Source organism: Streptomyces sp. NBC_00075 (assembly GCF_045041225.1).
In the GTDB taxonomy this organism is placed as follows: domain Bacteria; phylum Actinomycetota; class Actinomycetes; order Streptomycetales; family Streptomycetaceae; genus Streptomyces; species Streptomyces adonidis.
This window is the reverse complement of record NZ_CP108243.1, coordinates 9,234,061-9,252,980: the sequence shown is the minus strand read 5'-3', so window position 1 is coordinate 9,252,980 and position 18,920 is coordinate 9,234,061. Positions and strand designations below refer to the sequence as shown.

Sequence of the window (18,920 nt, the reverse complement as noted above, 5' to 3'; positions counted from 1 at the left end):
CCGCGGTGCGTCATGCGGAGGAGGTCATGGGGACCGTCTTCTCTTTCGACGTCCGCGGCGGGGACCCCCGTGCGGTCGAGCTGGCGCTGGCTTCGGCCGTCGCTGAACTGCACAAGGTCAACGAGGTGTTCAGCACCTACCGGGAGAACAGCCAGATCTCCCGGCTCGCCCGAGGTGAGATCTCCGTCGCCGACTGCGACCCGGAGGTCGCCGAGGTGCTCGACCTGTGCGCCGAGGCGGAGCGGGTCAGCGAGGGGTGGTTCAGCCACACCTACCAGGGCCAGATCGACCCGACCGGCCTCGTCAAGGGCTGGGCGGCGGAACGCGCGGCCAGCAGCCTGATGGCGGCCGGCGTGAGCGGCGTCAGCGTCAACGGCGCCGGCGACGTCCAGCTCTGCGGCTCCCCTGGCCCCCAACGCCCTTGGCGCGTAGGCGTGTCGGACCCCCTCCGCCCCGGCGGCCTGGCAGCCGTGGTCTCGGCGGCGGGCACGGACAAATTGGCGGTGGCCACGTCCGGCACCGCCGAACGCGGCACCCACATAGTCGACCCCCGCACCGGCAAGTCAGCGGTGACGGACCTGGTCGCGGTGACGGTGGTGGCCCCAGAACTGACCTGGGCGGACGCCTGGGCGACGGCGGCCTTCGCGATGGGGTCGAGGCAGGCACTGCGCTGGCTGGAGTCGCTACCGGACGTAGAGGCCCTACTGATCACGGCAGGCGACGAGGTCAGGTGCACCGGGGGGCTAGCCAGAAGGCTGGGGTGAGGGGGTTTTAGGGGCGCGGGGAACTGCGCGACCAGCCCCCACCGGCCCGCGCCCGAAACTCAACCGCTCAATGGTTCTTCTGAGCCAACGCCAACAAGTGATCAGCCAGAGCCTGACCCCCCAGAGGATCACGACTGATCAACAGCAACGTGTCGTCCCCCGCGATGGTCCCCAAAATATCGTGCAGCTCAGCCTGATCAATGGACGACGCCAAGAACTGCGCAGCCCCCGGAGGCGTCCGCAGAACCACCAGATTCGCGGAAGCCTCCGCGGAGATCAGCAACTCGGAGGACAACCTCCGCATCCGCTCCTCCTTCGCCGACTCCCCCAACGGCGCCCGAGGCGTACGAAACCCGCCCTCACTCGGCACCGCGTAGATGAGATCGCCGTCGTTGTTGCGGATCTTCACCGCGTTCAGTTCGTCCAGGTCCCTGGACAGCGTCGCCTGAGTGACGGTCAGCCCGTCATCGGCCAGCAGCTTCGCCAACTGACTCTGCGACCGCACCGGTTGCCGGTTGAGGATGTCCACGATCCGGCGGTGGCGTGCGGTGCGGGTCTGCGGTACGGCAGGCCCCGCGTGGTCGTGATCCTGCGCCTGCGTCATCGTCGTCGTCTCATTCCCCGACTAGTCCTTCCCGTCAACGGCAACCCCGTCGAGAACCCCGGGAAGTGCCTGGAGGAACGCGTCCACTTCGGCGTCACCGATGTTCAACGGCGGCATGAGCCGTACGACATCGGGAGCGGGCGCGTTCACCAGGAACCCGGCGTCCTGAGCCGCCTGCTGCACCTGGGGCGCGAGGGGCTTCGTGAGCACGATACCCAGGAGGAGGCCCGCTCCCCGGACAGAATCGATCAACGAGTGCCCCGCACCCTCGATTCCGTCCCGCAACTTCTCGCTCTGCCGCTTGACGTTCTCCAGCAACCCGTCGTTCGCGATGGTGTCGAGTACGGCGAGTCCGGCGGCGCACGCGACCGGGTTGCCGCCGAACGTCGTACCGTGCTGGCCGGGCTGGAGCAGCTCGGCGGCGCGTCCGAAGGCGACCGTCGCGCCCAGCGGCAGCCCGCCGCCGAGGCCCTTCGCCAGCGTCACGACGTCCGGCAGGACGCCCTCGTGGGCCTGGTACTCGAACCAGTGCCCGGTACGGCCGACGCCGGTCTGCACCTCGTCGAGGACGAGCAGGGCACCCGTGGCAGCGGTGATGGCACGCGCGGCCTTCAGATAGCCGGCGGGCGGGACCACGACCCCGTTCTCGCCCTGGATCGGCTCGATGATGACGAGCGCGGTCTCGTCGGTGACGGCGGCGGCCAGCGCCTGCGCGTCGCCGTACGGGACGTACGTGACGTCACCGGGCAGCGGTACGAAGGGCTCCCGCTTCCCGGGCTGGCCGGTGAGCGCGAGGGCGCCCATCGTCCGGCCGTGGAAGCCGCCCTCGGTGGCGACCATGTGCCCCCGGCCGGTCAGCCGGCCGATCTTGAAGGCGCCCTCGTTGGCCTCGGCGCCCGAGTTGCAGAAGAACACCTTGCCGTCCCGGCCGAAGCGCTGGATCAGCTGTTCGGCGAGGGCGACGGGCGGTTCGGCGACGAAGAGGTTGGAGACATGGCCGAGGGAGGCGATCTGGGTGGAGACCGCCTCGACGATCGCCGGGTGGGCGTGGCCGAGCGCGTTGACGGCGATTCCGCCCACGAAGTCGGTGTACGCCTTGCCGTCGGCGTCCCACACCGTGCTGCCGGCGCCACGGACGAGGGGCAGTCGGGGGGTGCCGTAGTTGTTCATGAGCGCGCCCTGCCAGCGCGCGGTCAGTTCCTGGTTGGCGGTCGGTTCCTGGTCGGCGCTCATACCGCGTCCCCCTCTTCCGCATCGGGCACGACCATCGTGCCGATGCCTTCGTCCGTGAAGATCTCCAGCAGGATCGAGTGCTGGACCCGGCCGTCGATGACCCGGGCGGTGGTGACGCCGTTACGCACGGCGTGCAGACAGCCCTCCATCTTCGGCACCATGCCGGAGCTCAACTCCGGCAGCAGCTTCTCCAGTTGGGAAGCGGTGAGGCGGCTGATCACCTCGTCGCTGTTGGGCCAGTCCTCATAGAGACCTTCGACGTCCGTGAGGACCATGAGAGTCTCGGCGCCCAGCGCAGCAGCGAGTGCCGCAGCCGCCGTATCAGCATTGACGTTGTAGACATGTCCGTCGTCCTGGCTACGGGCGATCGACGAGACGACCGGGATACGGCCGTCGGCGAGCAGCGCCTCGATCGCGCCCGTGTCGATCGCGGTGATCTCGCCCACCCGCCCGATGTCGACCAACTCCCCGTCGATCTCGGGCTGGTGCTTGGTGGCGGTGATGGTGTGCGCGTCCTCGCCGGTCAACCCGACGGCGAGCGGCCCGTGTTGGTTGAGCAGCCCGACCAGCTCCCGCTGGACCTGCCCGGCCAGCACCATGCGTACGACGTCCATGGCGTCCTCGGTGGTGACCCTGAGGCCCGCCTTGAACTCGCTGACGATGCCGTGTCTGTCGAGGGCGGCGCTGATCTGCGGGCCGCCGCCGTGCACGACGACGGGCTTGAGGCCCGCCTGGCGCAGGAAGACGACGTCCTGGGCGAAGGCGCTCTTCAACTCCTCGTTCACCATGGCGTTTCCGCCGAACTTGATGACGACGACCTTGCCGTTGTGACGGGTCAGCCAGGGCAGCGCTTCGATGAGGATCCTGGCCTTGGGGAGGGCGGTGTGCTTCCGCGTCACGTTGCTCATGACGAGTACGCGCTGTTCTCGTGGACGTAGTCCGCGGTGAGGTCGTTGGTCCAGATGGTGGCGGTCTCGGTGCCGGCGGCGAGGTCGGCGACGATGTGGACCTCGCGGTAGCGCATGTCGACGAGGTCGCGGTCCTCGCCGACGCCGCCGTTCTTGCAGACCCAGACGCCGTTGATGGCGACGTTCAACTGGTCCGGCTCGAAAGCGGCTTGGGTCGTGCCGATGGCGGAGAGGACGCGGCCCCAGTTGGGGTCCTCGCCGTGGATGGCGCACTTGAGGAGGTTGTTGCGGGCGATGGAGCGCCCCACCTCGACGGCGTCGTCCTCGCTGGCCGCGTTGACGACCTCGACCTTGATGTCCTTGCTGGCGCCCTCGGCGTCCCGGATCAGCTGCTGCCCGAGGTCGTCGCAGACGGCCCGTACGGCCTCCGCGAACTCCTCGTAGGCGGGGGTGACTTGGGAGGCGCCGGAGGCGAGCAGCAGCACGGTGTCGTTGGTGGACATGCAGCCGTCGGAGTCGACGCGGTCGAAGGTGGTGCGGGTGGCGGCCCGAAGTGCCTTGTCCAGTACGTCACTTTCGATGTCCGCGTCCGTCGTGAGGACGACGAGCATGGTGGCGAGGCCGGGGGCGAGCATGCCCGCGCCCTTGGCCATGCCGCCCACGGTCCAGTCGCCCTTGCTGACGACAGCCGTCTTGTGGACGGAGTCGGTGGTCTTGATCGCGATGGCGGCCTTCTCACCGCCGTGCTCGGAGAGTTGACCGGCGGCGGTCTCGACTCCCGTGAGCAGCTTGTCCATCGGCAGGAGCAGTCCGATGAGCCCGGTGGAGGCGACGGCGACCTCCCCCGCGTTCAGCCCGAGCGTGTCCGCGACCTTCTCGGCGGTGGCGTGGGTGTCCTGGAACCCCTTGGGCCCCGTACAGGCGTTGGCGCCACCGGAGTTGAGAACGACGGCGGAGACGATGCCGGCCTTCAGGACCTGCTCGGACCACAGCACCGGTGCGGCCTTGACGCGGTTGGAGGTGAAGACGCCGGCGGCGGCGAGGCGGGGCCCGTTGTTGACCACGAGGGCCAGGTCCGGGTTGCCGTTCTCCTTGATCCCGGCGGCGATGCCCGCCGCCGTGAACCCCTTGGCTGCCGTGACACTCACGGTGCGACTCCGATCGTGGAAAGCCCGGTGGTCTCGTCGAGCCCGAGGGCGATGTTCATGCTCTGGACGGCACCGCCCGCGGTGCCCTTGGTCAGGTTGTCGATGGCGCTGATCGCGATGATGCGGCGCACGGACTCGTCATACGCGACCTGTACCTGAACGGCGTTGGAACCGTAGACGGACGCCGTGGCGGGCCACTGCCCCTCGGGGAGGAGGTGAACGAACGGTTCGTCGGCGAACGCCTTCTCGTAGACGGCGCGCACGGACTCGGCGGTGACACCGGGCTTGGCGGCCGCGGTGCAGGTGGCGAGGATGCCGCGGGACATCGGGGCGAGGGTGGGCGTGAAGGAGACGGCGACGGGTTCGCCGGAGGCGCCACTGAGATTCTGGACGATCTCGGGCGTATGCCGATGCCCACCGCCGACGCCGTACGGCGACATGGACCCCATGACCTCACTGCCCAGCAGATGCGTCTTGGCGGCCTTGCCCGCGCCGGAGGTCCCGGAGGCGGCGACGATCACGGCCTCGGGCTCGGCGATCCCGGCGGCGTAGGCCGGGAAGAGGGCGAGGGAGACGGCGGTCGGGTAGCAGCCGGGCACCGCGACGCGCTTGGACCCCTCCAACGCGGCGCGGGCGCCCGGCAGTTCGGGGAGGCCGTAGGGCCAGGTCCCGGCATGCGCGGAGCCGTAGAACCTCTCCCAGTCGGCCGCGTCGTGGAGCCGGAAGTCGGCGCCCATGTCGACGACGAGGACGTCCGGCCCGAGCTGCTCGGCGACGGCGGCGGACTGCCCGTGCGGCAGCGCGAGGAACACGACGTCATGCCCGGCAAGCACGTCGGGGGTGGTCTCCTGGAGCACACGGTCGGCCAGCGGCAGCAGATGCGGCTGGAGCGCGCCGAGCCGCTGCCCGGCGTTGGAGTTGCCGGTCAGGGCGCCGATCTCCACCTCGGGGTGGACGAGGAGCAGACGCAGCAGTTCCCCGCCCGCGTACCCACTCGCTCCGGCCACCGCCACACGTACTGCCATGAAACCCTCCTCCTTGATGGCATGACTATACGTTTCGATGCACGTTTATGCAATACCGTGGATCGGTATGCGGAGCCGGGCGGACCGGTACGGGCAACAGGTCGATCATGCCCATGGCACGATCATGGGTATGCGTGAGGACTTTCTCCAGTCCGGATTCGGGGTCCGCTTCGGTGGGGACCGTCGGGGGCCCGGCACCGCCGTCGGCGCTGGCTCGCCGAGCAGGGGTACGGGACCGGCGAACGACCGGTCGGTGTGATCGCGACGGAGGTGGACGCGAGCGCGGTGGTGCCGGTCCTCGTCGCCGGGGCGTTCGTGGCGGCGACCGGCTGACTGACCGGCCGAACCGGGTACGGGCGGCTCAGGCACCCTTCGGCACCCGAACCGCCCGTCCGATCAGCCGTTCCTCTCGCCCCTCCCCGTCACCCCTTCTTGATCCGCAGGAAGGTGACCGAGTTCGCCGGGAACGTGTACGTGAACTTGCTCGCGACGCCCGAGAAGCTCGACCTCACCGGCGCGACCGGTGTCGCCGTCTCGGTGTTCACCGCGTCCGGCGCGGCGGCCAACGTGGTCACCGCCGCCTTGGACTTCACCTTCGTCCGGCCGAGGTCGATCGTCGTACGGGCCTGTGCCGCCTGGGCGTTGACGACCTTGACGATCAGGTCGCCGGTCTTCGCGTCCTTGGTGACGATCTGGCGGAACGGCTCGGCCGGCTTGTCGTCGGTGAAGCTGCCCCACTCCTGGCCGTCGAGGTAGAGGGTGACCTGTCGGCCCCGCACCTTGACGTCGATGTCGTACGCGCGACCCGTCTCGATCGAGCCGGCCTTCGACACGAGCGTCGACTTTCCGCCGTCCGAGGCCTGTTCGACGGCGGACAGGGTGTTGTTCCAGCCGCCCAGGTTCCACCAGTAGTAGTTCCCGGTGTCCTTGACGCCGAAGGCGACGAGGAAGCCCTCCTTTCCGGACTTCTTGGTGGCCTTCACGTGGAGGTCGTAGTCGTGCCAGGCGGGGTCACCGGCCGAGACCATAGTGTTCTCGGCGGCGACGTCCGTCTGGACGTACTGGCCGTCCTGGACCGCCCAACTCCCGCCCCCTGTATGGGTCCACTGGGAGGCGTCCCCCGAGAAGTCGTCGCTCAGCAGCGCCGTGCCGTCCGCCCCGGTGACCTTCACGTCGTCGTACGCCGCCGTGGTCGCCCACGTCGACAGGCCGACGGCGCCCGAGATCGGGCCGCTCACCGAGGGCGTGCCGGTCGCGGTGGTGGGGACGACGCGGTCGCCGACGTTCGTCATGAACAGCTTCTGCACCTCGTACGAGGCCGAGCCCCAGGACGCGTGGTTGTTGAACCAGATCATGTCCGGGCGCCACTGCACCGCGTCCTCGTTGGCGAGCAGCGGGGCGTACGAGGCGAGCTTGACGACGTCCGCGTTGCGCTCCAGGCCCGTCATGAACGCGGCCTCGGAGAGGGCGTTCTTGAAGGTGTTGCCGCCGGAGGCGTACTCACCGAGGAAGACCTTGGGGCCGTTCCTGTCGTACGAGTCGTAGCGGTCGTTGTTCTGGAGGAACCAGTTGGTGCTGTTGTAGTAGTGCTCGTCGACCATGTCGACGTTCGCGTCCCGGTTGAGCTTCCAGGCGGTGTCGAAGGTCGAACCGCTGTCGTCCGGGCCGGAGTTGGAGATGATCGTGATGTCCGGGTACTCGGCCTCGATGGCGGTCCGGAACTCCGTGAAGCGGGCGAAGAACTCGTTGGGCAGGTTCTCCTCGTTGCCCACCTCGATGTGGGTGAGGTGGAAGGGCTTGGGGTGGCCCATCTGCGCCCGTTTGCGGCCCCACTCGCTGGTCACCGGCCCGTTGGCGAACTCGATGAGGTCGAGGGTGTCCTGGACGTGCCGCTTGAGCAGTGCCTCGTCGACGACCGCCTTGTTCTGCCCGCAGCCGGTGACCAGCGCCGGGACGACGGGCAGCGGCATCGCGCCCATGTCCTCCGAGAACTGGAAGTACTCGTAGTAGCCGAGCCCGTAACTCTGGTTGTAGCCCCAGAAGTTGGAGTTGGTCGCGCGCTCCTCGACCGGCCCGATGGTGTCCTTCCACTGGTACGAGCGCTTGCGCTCCCAGTTGGACGCCTCGCTGTAGTCCTGCATGGAACCGGTGTTGACGAGACAGCCGCCCGGGAACCGCACGAAGCCGGGGTCCAGCGCGGCGATCTTCGAGGCGAGGTCCTTGCGCAGCCCGTGACCCTTGTACGTGTCCCGGGGCAGCAGCGAAATCATGTCCAGGGCGACGGAGTTGTCGGTCGCGACCGTGAGCCGCCCGGTGGTGCTGGTACGGGTCGCCGTGAACCGCGCCTTGTACTTGGCCCAGCCGCCCTTCACCTCGACCTGGTGGGCCTCGGCGAGCACACCCCCGGCGTCGGTGAGGGACACGGTGAGCGTGCCGGCCTGGTCGGCGCGAGCCCAGACGGAGAAGTCGTACTTCTTGCCGTCCTCGACCCTGATCCCGGTGTTGTAACCGGAGTTGGTGACGGAGGAGGCGGCCTCCAGGGAGAGGTAGGTGCGGTTACGGGCGTTCAGGCGCCCGTCGTCGTTCAGTGCCGTCGCCGTGCCGCCGACCGCCCAGGAGGTGAGGGGCGTGTACGAGCGGTTGTCGGCGGTGGAGTACTCGAAGGATCGGTTCTGCACGAGTTCGGCGTACAGACCGCCGTCGGCGGCGCGGTTGATGTCCTCGAAGAAGACGCCGTACATCGTGTCGTCGATCTTGGCGCCCCTGGTCGCCGGGTCCACGGTGATGGCGTAGTCGGTGACGTCCTCGGCGTTGGCCGGGGCGGGGACGACCGCCGAGACCACCAGGAGTGCGGTGGCCGTGAGACCTAGTCTCCAGCGGGTGCGTGTGCGTGACATGGATACTCCGCGGCTCTGTCGATACAGTTCGGGATATCGGACAACGATCAGCACTTCGAACGGCAAGATAGGTATGTGACCGAAGTGCGTCAATGGATCGCACGGAACTGGGAATCCGAGGGGAGGGCGGTGGCGTGGGCGAGTTCCGGCCAGTAGCCGATGCGCTGCTCCATCTGGCGGGGAGCTGGCGGGTGGAGCGGACCGTGCGGGATCTCGCGGGCATGGACGAGGGCACGTTCACCGGCACCACGACGTTCAGCCCGCTGGACGGCGGGGGCCTGCTCCACCACGAGTCCGGCACGTTCGTCTGGCAGGGCGTCGCCCGCCCCGCCGAGCGGACGCTCCGCTTCCTCCCGGGCACCGCACCCGGCACGGCGGACGTACGTTTCGCGGACGGACGCCCGTTCCACGACCTGGACCTGACCTCCGGCCGATGGGTCACCGACCACCCCTGCGCGGCCGATCTCTACCGCGGCGAGTTCACGGTCCTGGACGCGGACCACTGGCGGACGGTGTGGCGGGTGGCGGGCCCGGCCAAGAACCTGGTCCTCACGACCGACTACACCCGCGACAGGCCCCAGCTGCGCTCCTCCTAGGAGAACGCGCCCTCGAAGCGAAGGTTCCAGCGGCCCGAACGGCCCGTGACGACGGTCGTGGACAAGGGACGGACGTCGAGGTTCCAGTAGGTCGAGGGCGGTGCTTTCAGGGCGTAGACAAGGGCTGCCCGGACGACCGAGGGCTCGGCCACGGCGACGATCCGGCCGCCGTCCTCGACGGGCCGGGTGTCGAGCCAGTCGCCGACGCGCGAGATGAAGTCGAGCAGCGACTCGCCGCCGTGGGGCGTGGCGCGCGGATCGGCGAGCCAGGCGTCCACCGCCTCGGGCTCCCGGGCCATGGCCTCGCCGAGGGTGAGCCCGCGCCAGCGGCCCATGTCACAGTCGCGCAGGGCGAGCTGGACGAGCGGCCCGTAGCCGAGGGCGTCCCCGGTGGCCCGGCTGCGGGGCGTCGGCGAGCAGTAGCGCAGCTCGGCCGCCGCCAGCGGCACCAGTTCGTGGGCGGCGCGCTGCACCTCGTCCCAGCCGGCCTGGTCCAGCGGCCGGTCGTCGTCGAAGCGCTCGGCGAGCAGCGGGGAGCTGCGCGCGGCGGCGACGAAGGTGACCCGAAGTTGCATGCGGCGATGGTCTGCCGGGAAAGAACGCAGGTCAAGGGGCGTTACTCAGGAGTTATCGAGGGTACGCGCCGACCACCGCCCGATCCCCACAGAGGCTTTACGTCGACTCCACGAGGGCTTCACTCCCGGCTCGCCCCGCGTCGGAACACACCGTCGGAGCGCCCCCTCGGAACCCACCTCGGAACCCACCTCAGAGCACTTCGTCGCAGGCCTTCCGCAGCCTCCGTACCCCCTCCTCGATCTCCCCCACCCCCGCGACCGCCGCGAAGCTCAACCGCACGTGGGCCGCCGGGGGTTCGGCGCTGAAGTAGGGGCGGCCGGGGGTGATCGCGACGCCCGCGCGCAGGGCGGCGGCGACGAGGGCGTCCTCGTCCGTGCCGTCGGGGAGGCGGAGCCAGAGGTGGTAGCCGCCCGACGGGATGTGGGGCAGGGACAGTTGGGGGAGGGTCGTCAGCAGCGCGGTCGTCATGGCGTCCCGGCGGACCCTCAACTCCGTCGACACCGCCCGCAGATGGCGGGGCCAGGCCGGGGAGCCCACGAGTTCGAGGGCGGCCTCCTGCAAGGGGCGCGGGACGAAGAAGGTGTCGACGATCTGGATGGCGCGCAGCCGTTCCAGTACCGGGCCCCGGGCCGCGAGCGCGCTCACCCGGAAGCTCGGCGAGGTCGCCTTGGTGAGCGAGCCGACGTGGACGACCACACCGTCGGGGTCCTCCGCCGCGAGCGGACGCGGCAGCGGCGCCGCGTCCTCGTGCACCAGCCGTCGTACGAAGTCGTCCTCGATCACGAAGGCACCGGCCTCGCGGGCGATCCGCAGGACCTCTCCGCGCCGTTCGGGCGCGAGGACGGCCCCGGTCGGGTTCTGGAACAGGGGCTGGCAGACGAACACCCGGGCGCCGGTCGCCCGGAACGCGTCCGCCAGCAGCGGCGGGCGTACGCCGTCCGCGTCGACCGGGACCGGCACCGGGCGCAGGCCGGCCGCGCGGGCGATGGCGAGCATGCCGGGGTAGGTGGGCGACTCGACCAGGACCGGTGCGCCGGGTGGGGCGAGGGCGCGCAGGGCTGTCGTGAGCGCCGCCTGGCCGCCCGCCGTGATCAGCACCTCGGCCGCCGTGACGGCACCGCCGATGCCCCGCGCGAACCATTCGCGCAGCTCCGGCAGCCCGTCCAGGGGCGGCCTGCCCCACGCCCCGGGACGGCGTCCGGCCCGTGAGAGGGCCGCCGACATCGCCCGCTCCGGCTGGAGCGAGGGGTGCAGATAGCCGCCGTTGAACTCGATCACCCCGGGTGGCGGCGCGGCGAGCGAGATGACGACACCCGAGGCGTTCACCGTGCGCGGTACGAGGTCGGCGGCGCCGTCCGCGCTCAGGGCGACCTCCTGCCAGGAGGTGTCCCCGGCGGGGGTGGACGCGGGGCGCGGCTCCGCGCGGTACGCGCCCGCCCCCGGGCGGGTCACGACCAGACCCTCGGCGGCGAGTTGCGCGAGCGCCCGGGAGACGGTCACCGGGCTCACGCGGTAGCGCTCGACCAGAGCCCGGCTCGACGGCAGCTTTCCACCTGGAGAGTAGCGGTTCAGCTCCTGCCGCAGCCTGTTCGCCAGTTCACCGACACTGCTACGCTCTTCCATGAGAGCACAGGATAGCGCTACCGTATCGACTCCGATAGCGGTCAACGGCAGCATGAGGACGCCGGGGACCCCGGGTGCCCATGCCGGTCCCCCGTCCCAGAAGTCCACCGCCCGCCGCCTCGGCACCGTGCAGGCCGCCCTCGGTGTCATCGCCTTCTCGCTCACCTTCCCGGCCACCGCCTGGGGCCTGGAGGGCTTCGGCCCGTGGTCGCTGGTGGCCGTACGGGTCGTGCTCGCGGCGCTGATCGCGGGCGGCTGTCTGCTGGCGCTGCGTGTGCCGCTGCCGGCCCGCCGGCACTGGGCGGGGCTCGCGGTCGTCGCCGCCGGAGTCGTCCTCGGCTTTCCGCTCCTCACCACGCTCGCCCTCCAGACCTCGACCACCTCGCACGCCGCCGTCGTGATCGGCCTGCTGCCGCTGACGACGGCCCTCTGCTCGGCGCTGCGCATGGGCTCCCGGCCCTCGCGCGCCTTCTGGGCGGCGGCCCTGGCGGGCGCGGCGGCCGTCCTCGCGTTCACCGTCCAGCAGAGCGGCGGCGCTCTGACCAGCGCCGACGCGTATCTCTTCGGCGCCCTGCTGGTCTGCGCGGCCGGCTACACCGAGGGCGGGCGGCTGGCCCGGGTCATGCCGGGCTGGCAGGTCATCGGCTGGGCGCTGGTGCTGAGCCTGCCGCTCACCGCGCCCGCCGCCGTGCTGGCACTGACGTACGAGCCGGTACAGCTCACCGCGCACAGTGTGATCGGGTTGCTGTGGGTGGCGGCGGGGTCGCAGTTCCTCGGCCTGGTCGTCTGGTACCGGGGCATGGCGGCGATCGGCATTCCGAAGGCCAGCCAGTTGCAGTTGGCGCAGCCCCTGCTCACACTGGTGTGGTCGGTCCTGCTGCTGAGCGAGCAGCTGACGCCGGCCGCTCCGCTCACGGCGGCGGCCGTCCTCGTCTGTATCGCCGTCACCCAGCGGGCCCGCGGCTGAGAGCCGAGAGGAGACCCGCAGATGCGCGCAACCGTGGGCGACCAGCTTGTCCAGCACGGCAGGGTGGTCGGCCAGCACGACCAGATATCGGAAGTCGTCGAGGTCATGGGCCAGGAGGGCACTCCCCCGTACCGCGTCCGCTTCCCGGACGGGCACGAGGCAGTGATGTCACCGGGCCCCGACTGCGAGGTCCGCCACAAGGACAAGGACGCTTAGCGCTCCGCTTGAAATGCCGCGATGTGTCGTCGGTCGTCTGCGGCGCCGTCGTGGCTGGTCGCGCCCGCGCGGCGGAAGCCGCATGTCCGACACAGCCCCGCGCCCCTAAGGGGCGCGGGGCGAGCCGAGGCTCAGCGTGGTGGCGTCGCCGGCTGCTGGTAGTGGTCGGCGACCACCCGTGCCATGGCGCCGATCTTGTCGACGCCGACCTCCTTCGCGGAGAAGAAGACGTGCCCGCGTGCCTCGGGGTAGTTCCCGGCGAGGGTCAGATGCCTGGACAGTTCGGCCGGGTCCTGCCAGGCCGCGGGCTGCGCCGGGTCGCCCGCCTTGTACAGCGCCTCACCGACGTACAGCTTCGTGCCCGTGCCCTTCGCGGTCTCGGCCCACCAGGGCAGCAGCTTGGCGTAGTCGGCGGCGGCGAAGCCGATGTTCCAGTAGATCTGCGGGCAGATGTAGTCGATCCAGTTCTGCCGCACCCATTTCCTGGTGTCCGCGAACAGGTCGTCGTACGTCTGCACACCCGCCTTCGTGTCCGAGCCGAGCGGGTCGGTCGCCACGTTGCGCCACACCCCGAAGGGGCTGATCCCGAAGTCGGCGCCGGGGCGTACGGCCTTGATGCGGGCGGCCGTCTCCAGCACCAGCTTGTCGATGTTGTCGCGCCGCCAGGAGGCCCGGTCGGGGAACGCCCCGCCGTACTTCGCGTACTCGGCGTCGTCGTCGAAGGTCTGGCCCGCGACCGGGTACGGGTAGAAGTAGTCGTCCCAGTGGACGCCGTCGACGTCGTACTTCGCCACCGCGTCGAGCATCGCGTCCTGGACGAAGCGGCGGACCTCCGGCAGACCGGGGTTGTAGTACAGCTTGCCGCCGTACGGCACCACCCAGTCCGGGTTCCTGCGCGCCGGGTGGGAGGCGACGAGCTTGGTGGGATCGGTGTGGTTGGCGACGCGGTACGGGTTGAACCAGGCGTGCAGTTCGAGACCGCGGGCGTGGGCCTCCTGGACCGCAGTGCCCAGCGGGTCCCAGCCGGGGTCCTTGCCCTGGGTTCCGGTGAGGACCTGTGACCAGGGCTCGAACGGGGAGGGCCACAGGGCGTCGGCGGTCGGGCGGACCTGGAGGAACACCGCGTTGAGGCGCCGGTTCACCGCCGTGTCGAGGTGGGTGATCAGCTCGGCGCGCTGCTGGGAGGCGGTCAGGCCCGGCTTCGACGGCCAGTCGCGGTTGGTGACCGTGGCCAGCCACATGCCCCGCAGCTCGCCCGTCGCCCGCTTGCCGCCACGCTTCGACGCGCTCGGCTCCGCACCGGCCAGCGCGGCTCCCGTCACCGCCCCGCCCACCACGAGCGTCGACAGGGCGGTCACCGCGAACGCCCGCCGTGACATGCGCGCGTGCCGCGCCTTCCCACTCATTTCCGTACCTCCGCTGTGCGCCGTGTCGGACAAGTCACAGACCGTCCTCGCCCGTCCCGGGCCAGACTCCCATGGGAGGCCCGGACAATTGAGCAATGGCCGCCGAAGGTAACGTGCAGGTTTGGCACAGGCCGGACGGCCGTGCAGATGATCAGTGAAAGGGACGATGTGACGGACAGCCCAGCGGGAGAGATCTCGCGCGTCGGAGTTGTGGGCTGCGGCCAGATGGGAGCGGGCATCGCCGAGGTGTGCGCACGCTCCGGGCTGGACGTGAAGGTCGCCGAGACCACCGGCGAGGCCCTGGAGTTCGGCCGTACCCGGCTGTTCAACTCCCTCTCCAAGGCGGCCGAGCGCGGCAAGATCTCCGAGGAGGAGCGGGACGGGACGCTGGCACGGCTCAGCTTCACGACCGACCTCGGCGAGTTCGCGGACCGCGATCTGGTGATCGAGGCCGTCGTCGAGAACGAGCAGGTGAAGACCGAGATCTTCCAGATCCTCGACCAGGTGGTGACCCGCCCGGACGCGATCCTCGCCTCGAACACCTCCTCGATCCCCCTGGTGAAGCTGGCCGTCGCCACCTCCCGGCCCGACCAGGTCGTCGGCATCCACTTCTTCAACCCGGCCCCGGTGCAGAAGCTCGTCGAGCTGATCCCGGCGCTCACCACCTCCGAGGGAACGCTCGCCCGCGCCCAGTCGTTCGCCGAGAAGCTTCTCGGCAAGCACGCGATCCGCGCCCAGGACCGGTCGGGCTTCGTGGTGAACGCCCTGCTGATCCCGTATCTGCTCTCCGCGATCCGGATGTTCGAGTCGGGCATGGCCAGCCGCGAGGACATCGACAACGGCATGGAGATGGGCTGTGCCCACCCGATGGGCCCCCTGAAGCTGTCCGACCTGATCGGCCTGGACACGGTCGCCTCGGTCGCCTTCAGCATGTACGAGGAGTACAAAGAACCGCTGTACGCCGCTCCCCCGCTGCTCCAGCGCATGGTGGACGCGGGCCGGCTGGGCCGGAAGTCGGGCTCGGGGTTCTACACGTACGTCTGAACGTCACCCAGCGTCATTCGCGGGCCCGGCACCCTTCGAGGTGCCGGGCCCGTGGCATTCACACACCGTGTGCGCGCCGGACACGCATATGCCCCGCGCACACTCTCCCCACGCGCCCACCAGGCGAGTTGACTCATCATGCGCATGCAAGGGATGTGACGACTACGGAAAGGAGCGGACACGTGACCGCCGACCCCGAGCATCCCGTGGCTCATGGAGAACTCGCAGAGTTACGCCGCCGCCTCGATGTCGCGTACGCGCGCGTCGAGGGAGGGCTGAACCTGCTCAGTCATCGTACGAAGGAGACGGACAAGGAAGTCGACGATCTGAACAACCGGGTCGTCCACCTCGAACACGCCCGATGGCCGTTGCCGGCCGTCGCGGCCCTCACGGCCCTCGGGGCACTGGCCGTGACGATCTGGCAGGCCATGGGCCGCTGACACGCGTGCGGGACCCGCGCCCCGAAAGGGGCGCGGGGAACTGCGCGACCAGCCCCCACCGGCCCGCGGCGAAGGACAACCGCGAATCCGGCGAAGTGCTCAGGCGTCCTCGCCGAGCCTGAGATGGTGCAACAGCAGTAGCGCGGCCGCCATGTTGGCGGCCGGGACCTCCCCGCGGGCGACCAGGTCGGGGACGAGCTTGAGGGGGATCCACTCCCTGCGGTCCGACTCGAAGTCGTCCACGGGGTGCCCGATGTACTCACCCTCCTCGGCCCAGTAGATGTGGTGCCGGGCGTCGGTGAGCCCGTTGGACGGCTCGACGCTCATGAGGTGCCGCAGGGGTCCCGGCCGCCAGCCCGTCTCCTCCTCCAGCTCCCTGGCGGCCGCGAAGGCGATGTCCTCGCCGTCCTCCACGACCCCGGCCGCGAGTTCCCACCCCCAGCTGTCGGTGATGAACCGGTGCCGCCAGAGCAGGAGAACCTCGTTGGCCTCGTTCACCACTGTGGCCACGGCAACAGGCCTCAGCCGTATGAGGAAGTGATCGAGATGCCGCCCGTTCGGCAGCTCGACATCTGCGAGATTGACCTGGAACCAGCGGTTTTCATACACAGTTTGTTCGTTCTGTTTCGTCCACTGCACGGTTCTGCCACCTTCCGCCGAGTAGATGGCAATATGGCAGCAGGAACGTGCTGACAGCAGGCGCACAGAATGCGACTCACCGCGCGGTTACCCGAGAATCCGCGCGCCAAAGGTGTCCCGCGAGGGGTGTCTAGAGCGGTACGCGCAGTGCCCCGTCGATCATTTCGGCTGCCTCGGCCGTGCCCGCGCAGCCGTTGCGCACCAGGTGTTCGCGCACCGCCCGGAGTCTGTCGCGCAAGCGCTGGGACTCCATTCCGCGCGCCTGCTCGGCCATCTGCACCGCGGTGGCCACCGCTTTGTCGGCGTTGCCCCGGCGCAGTTCGATCTGGCTGAGCATCGCGAGCCGGTGCACTCTGCCCCGGTCGTGCGCCGGGTTGTCCACCGCGGCCGTCGCGTGCTCCCCCGCCGCCGCCAGATCGCCGAGGCTCAGCAGCGCCTCCGCCACCTGGACGTTGACCAACCCCGGCTGGACATAGCCGGTTTCGTCGGGTTCGTATCCGCGCCGGATGCGTTCGGCGGCCTGCTCGGCCCGCCGGATGCAGGAGAGCGCGCTGCTGCCGTCGCCCAGGTGCGCGTACGCCTTGGCCTGCATCGCGTAGAGGTCGGAGGCGAGGGCCGGCGTGATGTGCTTGCCCGCGGCACGCAGCGCGGCCTCCGCGAAGGCGACGGCCTGCCGGAACTCCCGCATGAAGAGTGCCTGGTTGACGAGGAGCGCGATGACATACGCCCCAAGCCCCCGGTCCCCACTGGCCTTCGCGAGCCGCAGCGCCTGATGGAAATACCGCTGGGCGAGACCGTGGGCATCGGAGTCGTACGCGCAGATCCCGGCGATCGCCACCAACCCGCCCGTGGCCCGGTGCAGTTGGCGGCCGGTGGCGTCGGTGTAGCTGCCGCGCAGCAGGGGCGCGGTCTCGGCGTTCAGGAAGCCGACGATGCGGGTGCGGGTCGCTATGCCGCCGGCCTTGCGGTACATCTGCTCGTAGTGGGCGCGGGCCGAGCGGAGCATCTCGATGTCGGCCATGCTGACCCGATGCCTGCCCCCGCGCGACACATCCACATCCTCGGGCGGGTTCTCCCACTCCCACACCGGCATCACGGCGGGCGTGCCGGTGACGGCCGGGGCGCCGAGGATGTGCGGGCGCTGCTGTTCGTCGGAGCGCCACAGGGCGGTCGCCCGCTCGACGAACCCGGACAACGAGGTACCGGCCGAGCCGAGCGGGCCGGTGTTGTCACCGGACACTCCGAGGCCGATGTCGTCCAGCCTGACGGCGCGGTGCAGCCGGGCGGCGAGCACCTCGCAGATCAGGTCGGGCACCTGGCCCCTGGGGCGCTGCCCCTTCAACCACCGTGCCACGGCGGTGTGTTCGTACCTCAAAGCGAGTCCACGCGCCCGGCCCGCCTGATTGACGTGGGCGGCGAGTCCGGCGTGCGAGATGCCCGCCTCGTCGAGGATCGCGTCGAGCAGGGTGTTGGGCTGCATGTGCCCTCCGGTGGCTCTCGGTGCCTGCCGTGTGCGTCAGCGTAATGTGTTCGCCTTCACACGGGGTGTGATGGGAGTACGTGAATTCGTAGCGTGTGCACTCTGTCGCAGACAGTGTCCGTTCGCTTGACTGAGATGCCTCGCAAGAGGCCGCCGGGCCGTCGGCTCCCCCTCGTACAGTGCGGCGGCTCGGCTCTGTGTGGTTGTTTGTCGGCTGCGGGTGCATGGGGGCTTGTCGCGCAGTTCCCCGCGCCCCTAGGTGCCTCCCGCTCACGTGACTTGATGGGCAACGGAGTGTTCCTGCTGCCTCGGGACGTGACGGCGGTCGTTTCTCAGGACCAGTACGGCCACGTCGTCCGTCGGGGGGCCGCCCGTGTGGCGCAGCAGGCGGGTGAAGATGGCGCGTAGGACCGCCTGCGGGGAGATCGGCTGGGTTCGGACCGCCTCCGCCAGGACCGCAGGCAGGGGGAAGAACCGGCCATGGGCATCGCGGGCGTCCTCGACGCCGTCCGTGTGGAGCAACAGGGACTCTCCGGGGAGGAGTTGGCCGTAGTGTTCGGCGGACAGTTCGGCCGGGAGGGGGAACGGGCCCAGCGGGGGCAGGGGTTCGCCGGACGTGAGTACGTCGACCCGGCCGCCGCTGAGCAGATACGGCGCCGGATGCCCGCAGTTGAAGGCCCGCACCTCACCGCCCTCGCCGATCTCCAGGAGCAGTACGGTGACGAACTCCTCGGCGACCGGACTGTCGGGGTCGGGCTCGCCCAGGTGACGAGCCAGGGCCCGCTCCAACCGCCGCAGTACGCTGCCGAGTTCGGCCTCGTCGTGCACGGCCTCACGGAAGCTGCCGAGGACGGCGGCGACGGTCCCGATGGCGCCGATGCCGTGTCCGCGCACGTCGCCCATGACCACCCGTACGCCGTGCTCGGTGGCGATGACCTCGTACAGGTCACCGCCGACCGCGGCCCCCCGGTCGGCGGACAGCTGGGCGGCGGCGACCCGCAGACCGTCGATGCGCTGCGGCAACGGACGCAGCAGCACGCTCTGCGCGGCGCCGGCGACCTGCCGGGCGAGCCTCAACTCGCGCAGCAGCGCCCAGCGGACGTGGAATATGAGCCCGGTCCCGACGGCGAAGAAGACGGCGCTGGTGACGATGCGCGCCCCCAGCCCCTCCTGTTGGGCGAGCGGACAGGCCAGCTTGTACGTGATCGCCGTGGCACCCCACGCGGTGGGCAGCGCGAGCGACAGCACCCGCCGACGCCGCACACCAGCCTTGATACGGATCACGACGGCCCCCCAGTCAGGCCCTGAGAACACAAATCGGACCGGCCCCGAAAGACCGGTCCGATTCTGTCGA

18 protein-coding genes are annotated in these 18,920 nt (G+C 70.1%); 6 read left to right on the top strand and 12 right to left on the bottom strand.

All coding sequences use genetic code 11. The features are described 5' to 3' along the window. The first annotated feature begins 26 nt into the window (after positions 1–26). Complete coding sequence (locus OG787_RS40500; RefSeq protein ID WP_369034301.1) at positions 27–764, top strand: FAD:protein FMN transferase; 738 nt, start codon at positions 27–29, stop codon at positions 762–764. 67 nt (positions 765–831) lie between these two features. On the opposite strand, the gene OG787_RS40495 is transcribed toward OG787_RS40500, so the two are convergent. The 6 genes from OG787_RS40495 to OG787_RS40470 all read right to left on the bottom strand — a co-directional run bounded on the left by OG787_RS40495 (position 832) and on the right by OG787_RS40470 (position 8,579). Further along, complete coding sequence (locus OG787_RS40495) at positions 832–1,368, bottom strand: arginine repressor (RefSeq protein WP_369034302.1); 537 nt, start codon at positions 1,366–1,368, stop codon at positions 832–834. 21 nt (positions 1,369–1,389) lie between these two features. Further along, the gene (locus OG787_RS40490) at positions 1,390–2,601 is read right to left on the bottom strand and encodes an acetylornithine transaminase (RefSeq protein WP_369034303.1); all 1,212 of its coding nucleotides are present in this window, start codon (positions 2,599–2,601) and stop codon (positions 1,390–1,392) included. Continuing rightward, positions 2,598–3,509, bottom strand: a complete 912-nt coding sequence (gene argB, locus OG787_RS40485) for an acetylglutamate kinase (protein ID WP_369034304.1) — start codon at positions 3,507–3,509, stop codon at positions 2,598–2,600. The genes OG787_RS40490 and argB overlap by 4 nt, the downstream gene beginning before the upstream one ends. After that, entirely contained in the window at positions 3,506–4,657 is a 1,152-nt protein-coding gene (gene argJ / locus OG787_RS40480) for a bifunctional glutamate N-acetyltransferase/amino-acid acetyltransferase ArgJ (RefSeq protein ID WP_405538599.1), read from the bottom strand. The genes argB and argJ overlap by 4 nt, the downstream gene beginning before the upstream one ends. Beyond that, positions 4,654–5,682 carry an N-acetyl-gamma-glutamyl-phosphate reductase gene (gene argC, locus OG787_RS40475; protein WP_405538598.1) on the bottom strand — a complete coding sequence of 343 codons (1,029 nt, stop codon included), beginning with the start codon at positions 5,680–5,682 and terminating at the stop codon, positions 4,654–4,656. The genes argJ and argC overlap by 4 nt, the downstream gene beginning before the upstream one ends. Positions 5,683–6,104: 422 nt before the next feature. Then, positions 6,105–8,579 carry an alpha-L-arabinofuranosidase C-terminal domain-containing protein gene (locus tag OG787_RS40470; RefSeq protein WP_405538597.1) on the bottom strand — a complete coding sequence of 825 codons (2,475 nt, stop codon included), beginning with the start codon at positions 8,577–8,579 and terminating at the stop codon, positions 6,105–6,107. Positions 8,580–8,713: 134 nt separating this feature from the next. Between OG787_RS40470 and OG787_RS40465 the strand changes: the two genes are divergently transcribed. Next, positions 8,714–9,175, top strand: coding sequence for a DUF6314 family protein (locus tag OG787_RS40465; protein ID WP_405540720.1), 462 nt, complete (start codon positions 8,714–8,716; stop codon positions 9,173–9,175). On the opposite strand, the gene OG787_RS40460 is transcribed toward OG787_RS40465, so the two are convergent. Continuing rightward, positions 9,172–9,750: a histidine phosphatase family protein gene (locus OG787_RS40460; RefSeq protein WP_369034312.1), complete on the bottom strand. Its 579-nt coding sequence runs from the start codon at positions 9,748–9,750 to the stop codon at positions 9,172–9,174. The genes OG787_RS40465 and OG787_RS40460 overlap by 4 nt on opposite strands. 190 nt (positions 9,751–9,940) lie before the next feature. After that, complete coding sequence (locus OG787_RS40455; RefSeq protein ID WP_369034313.1) at positions 9,941–11,374, bottom strand: PLP-dependent aminotransferase family protein; 1,434 nt, start codon at positions 11,372–11,374, stop codon at positions 9,941–9,943. On the opposite strand from OG787_RS40455, the gene OG787_RS40450 reads away from it, so the two are divergent. Both OG787_RS40450 and OG787_RS40445 read left to right on the top strand, forming a co-directional pair. After that, positions 11,373–12,341 (top strand): DMT family transporter, encoded by a 969-nt coding sequence (locus tag OG787_RS40450; protein ID WP_405538596.1) that lies wholly within the window; start codon positions 11,373–11,375, stop codon positions 12,339–12,341. The two genes, OG787_RS40455 and OG787_RS40450, sit on opposite strands and share 2 nt — an antisense overlap. A 21-nt stretch (positions 12,342–12,362) precedes the next feature. After that, complete coding sequence (locus tag OG787_RS40445; RefSeq protein WP_369034315.1) at positions 12,363–12,557, top strand: DUF1918 domain-containing protein; 195 nt, start codon at positions 12,363–12,365, stop codon at positions 12,555–12,557. A gap of 131 nt (positions 12,558–12,688) precedes the next feature. On the opposite strand, the gene OG787_RS40440 is transcribed toward OG787_RS40445, so the two are convergent. Then, entirely contained in the window at positions 12,689–13,963 is a 1,275-nt protein-coding gene (locus OG787_RS40440) for a glycoside hydrolase family 10 protein (RefSeq protein WP_405538595.1), read from the bottom strand. A 147-nt stretch (positions 13,964–14,110) separates the two neighbouring features. On the opposite strand from OG787_RS40440, the gene OG787_RS40435 reads away from it, so the two are divergent. Continuing rightward, complete coding sequence (locus tag OG787_RS40435; RefSeq protein WP_405538594.1) at positions 14,111–15,007, top strand: 3-hydroxybutyryl-CoA dehydrogenase; 897 nt, start codon at positions 14,111–14,113, stop codon at positions 15,005–15,007. 182 nt (positions 15,008–15,189) lie between these two features. After that, on the top strand, positions 15,190–15,447 hold the full coding sequence (locus OG787_RS40430) for a hypothetical protein (protein ID WP_369034318.1): 258 nt from the start codon (positions 15,190–15,192) through the stop codon (positions 15,445–15,447). A gap of 99 nt (positions 15,448–15,546) precedes the next feature. Here the strand turns inward: OG787_RS40430 and OG787_RS40425 are convergent, their stop codons facing one another. From OG787_RS40425 to OG787_RS40415, 3 genes are all read right to left on the bottom strand, one after another. After that, positions 15,547–16,086 carry an NUDIX hydrolase gene (locus tag OG787_RS40425; protein WP_369034319.1) on the bottom strand — a complete coding sequence of 180 codons (540 nt, stop codon included), beginning with the start codon at positions 16,084–16,086 and terminating at the stop codon, positions 15,547–15,549. Positions 16,087–16,216: 130 nt separating this feature from the next. Next, positions 16,217–17,566 carry a transcriptional regulator gene (locus OG787_RS40420; protein WP_369034320.1) on the bottom strand — a complete coding sequence of 450 codons (1,350 nt, stop codon included), beginning with the start codon at positions 17,564–17,566 and terminating at the stop codon, positions 16,217–16,219. 270 nt (positions 17,567–17,836) lie between these two features. Beyond that, on the bottom strand, positions 17,837–18,850 hold the full coding sequence (locus OG787_RS40415; RefSeq protein WP_405538593.1) for a PP2C family protein-serine/threonine phosphatase: 1,014 nt from the start codon (positions 18,848–18,850) through the stop codon (positions 17,837–17,839). Positions 18,851–18,920: the final 70 nt, after the last annotated feature.

Bases quoted from the DNA above. Each gene is read 5' to 3' on its own strand.
- OG787_RS40450 (WP_405538596.1), top strand. From the start codon at position 11,373: ATGAGAGCACAGGATAGCGCTACCGTATCGACTCCGATAGCGGTCAAC.
- OG787_RS40420 (WP_369034320.1), bottom strand. From the start codon at position 17,566: ATGCAGCCCAACACCCTGCTCGACGCGATCCTCGACGAGGCGGGCATC.
- OG787_RS40490 (WP_369034303.1), bottom strand. From the start codon at position 2,601: ATGAGCGCCGACCAGGAACCGACCGCCAACCAGGAACTGACCGCGCGC.
- argB (WP_369034304.1), bottom strand. From the start codon at position 3,509: ATGAGCAACGTGACGCGGAAGCACACCGCCCTCCCCAAGGCCAGGATC.
- OG787_RS40440 (WP_405538595.1), bottom strand. From the start codon at position 13,963: ATGAGTGGGAAGGCGCGGCACGCGCGCATGTCACGGCGGGCGTTCGCG.
- OG787_RS40435 (WP_405538594.1), top strand. From the start codon at position 14,111: ATGATCAGTGAAAGGGACGATGTGACGGACAGCCCAGCGGGAGAGATC.
- OG787_RS40460 (WP_369034312.1), bottom strand. From the start codon at position 9,750: ATGCAACTTCGGGTCACCTTCGTCGCCGCCGCGCGCAGCTCCCCGCTG.
- OG787_RS40455 (WP_369034313.1), bottom strand. From the start codon at position 11,374: ATGGAAGAGCGTAGCAGTGTCGGTGAACTGGCGAACAGGCTGCGGCAG.
- OG787_RS40495 (WP_369034302.1), bottom strand. From the start codon at position 1,368: ATGACGCAGGCGCAGGATCACGACCACGCGGGGCCTGCCGTACCGCAG.
- OG787_RS40445 (WP_369034315.1), top strand. From the start codon at position 12,363: ATGCGCGCAACCGTGGGCGACCAGCTTGTCCAGCACGGCAGGGTGGTC.
- argC (WP_405538598.1), bottom strand. From the start codon at position 5,682: ATGGCAGTACGTGTGGCGGTGGCCGGAGCGAGTGGGTACGCGGGCGGG.
- OG787_RS40470 (WP_405538597.1), bottom strand. From the start codon at position 8,579: ATGTCACGCACACGCACCCGCTGGAGACTAGGTCTCACGGCCACCGCA.
- OG787_RS40500 (WP_369034301.1), top strand. From the start codon at position 27: ATGGGGACCGTCTTCTCTTTCGACGTCCGCGGCGGGGACCCCCGTGCG.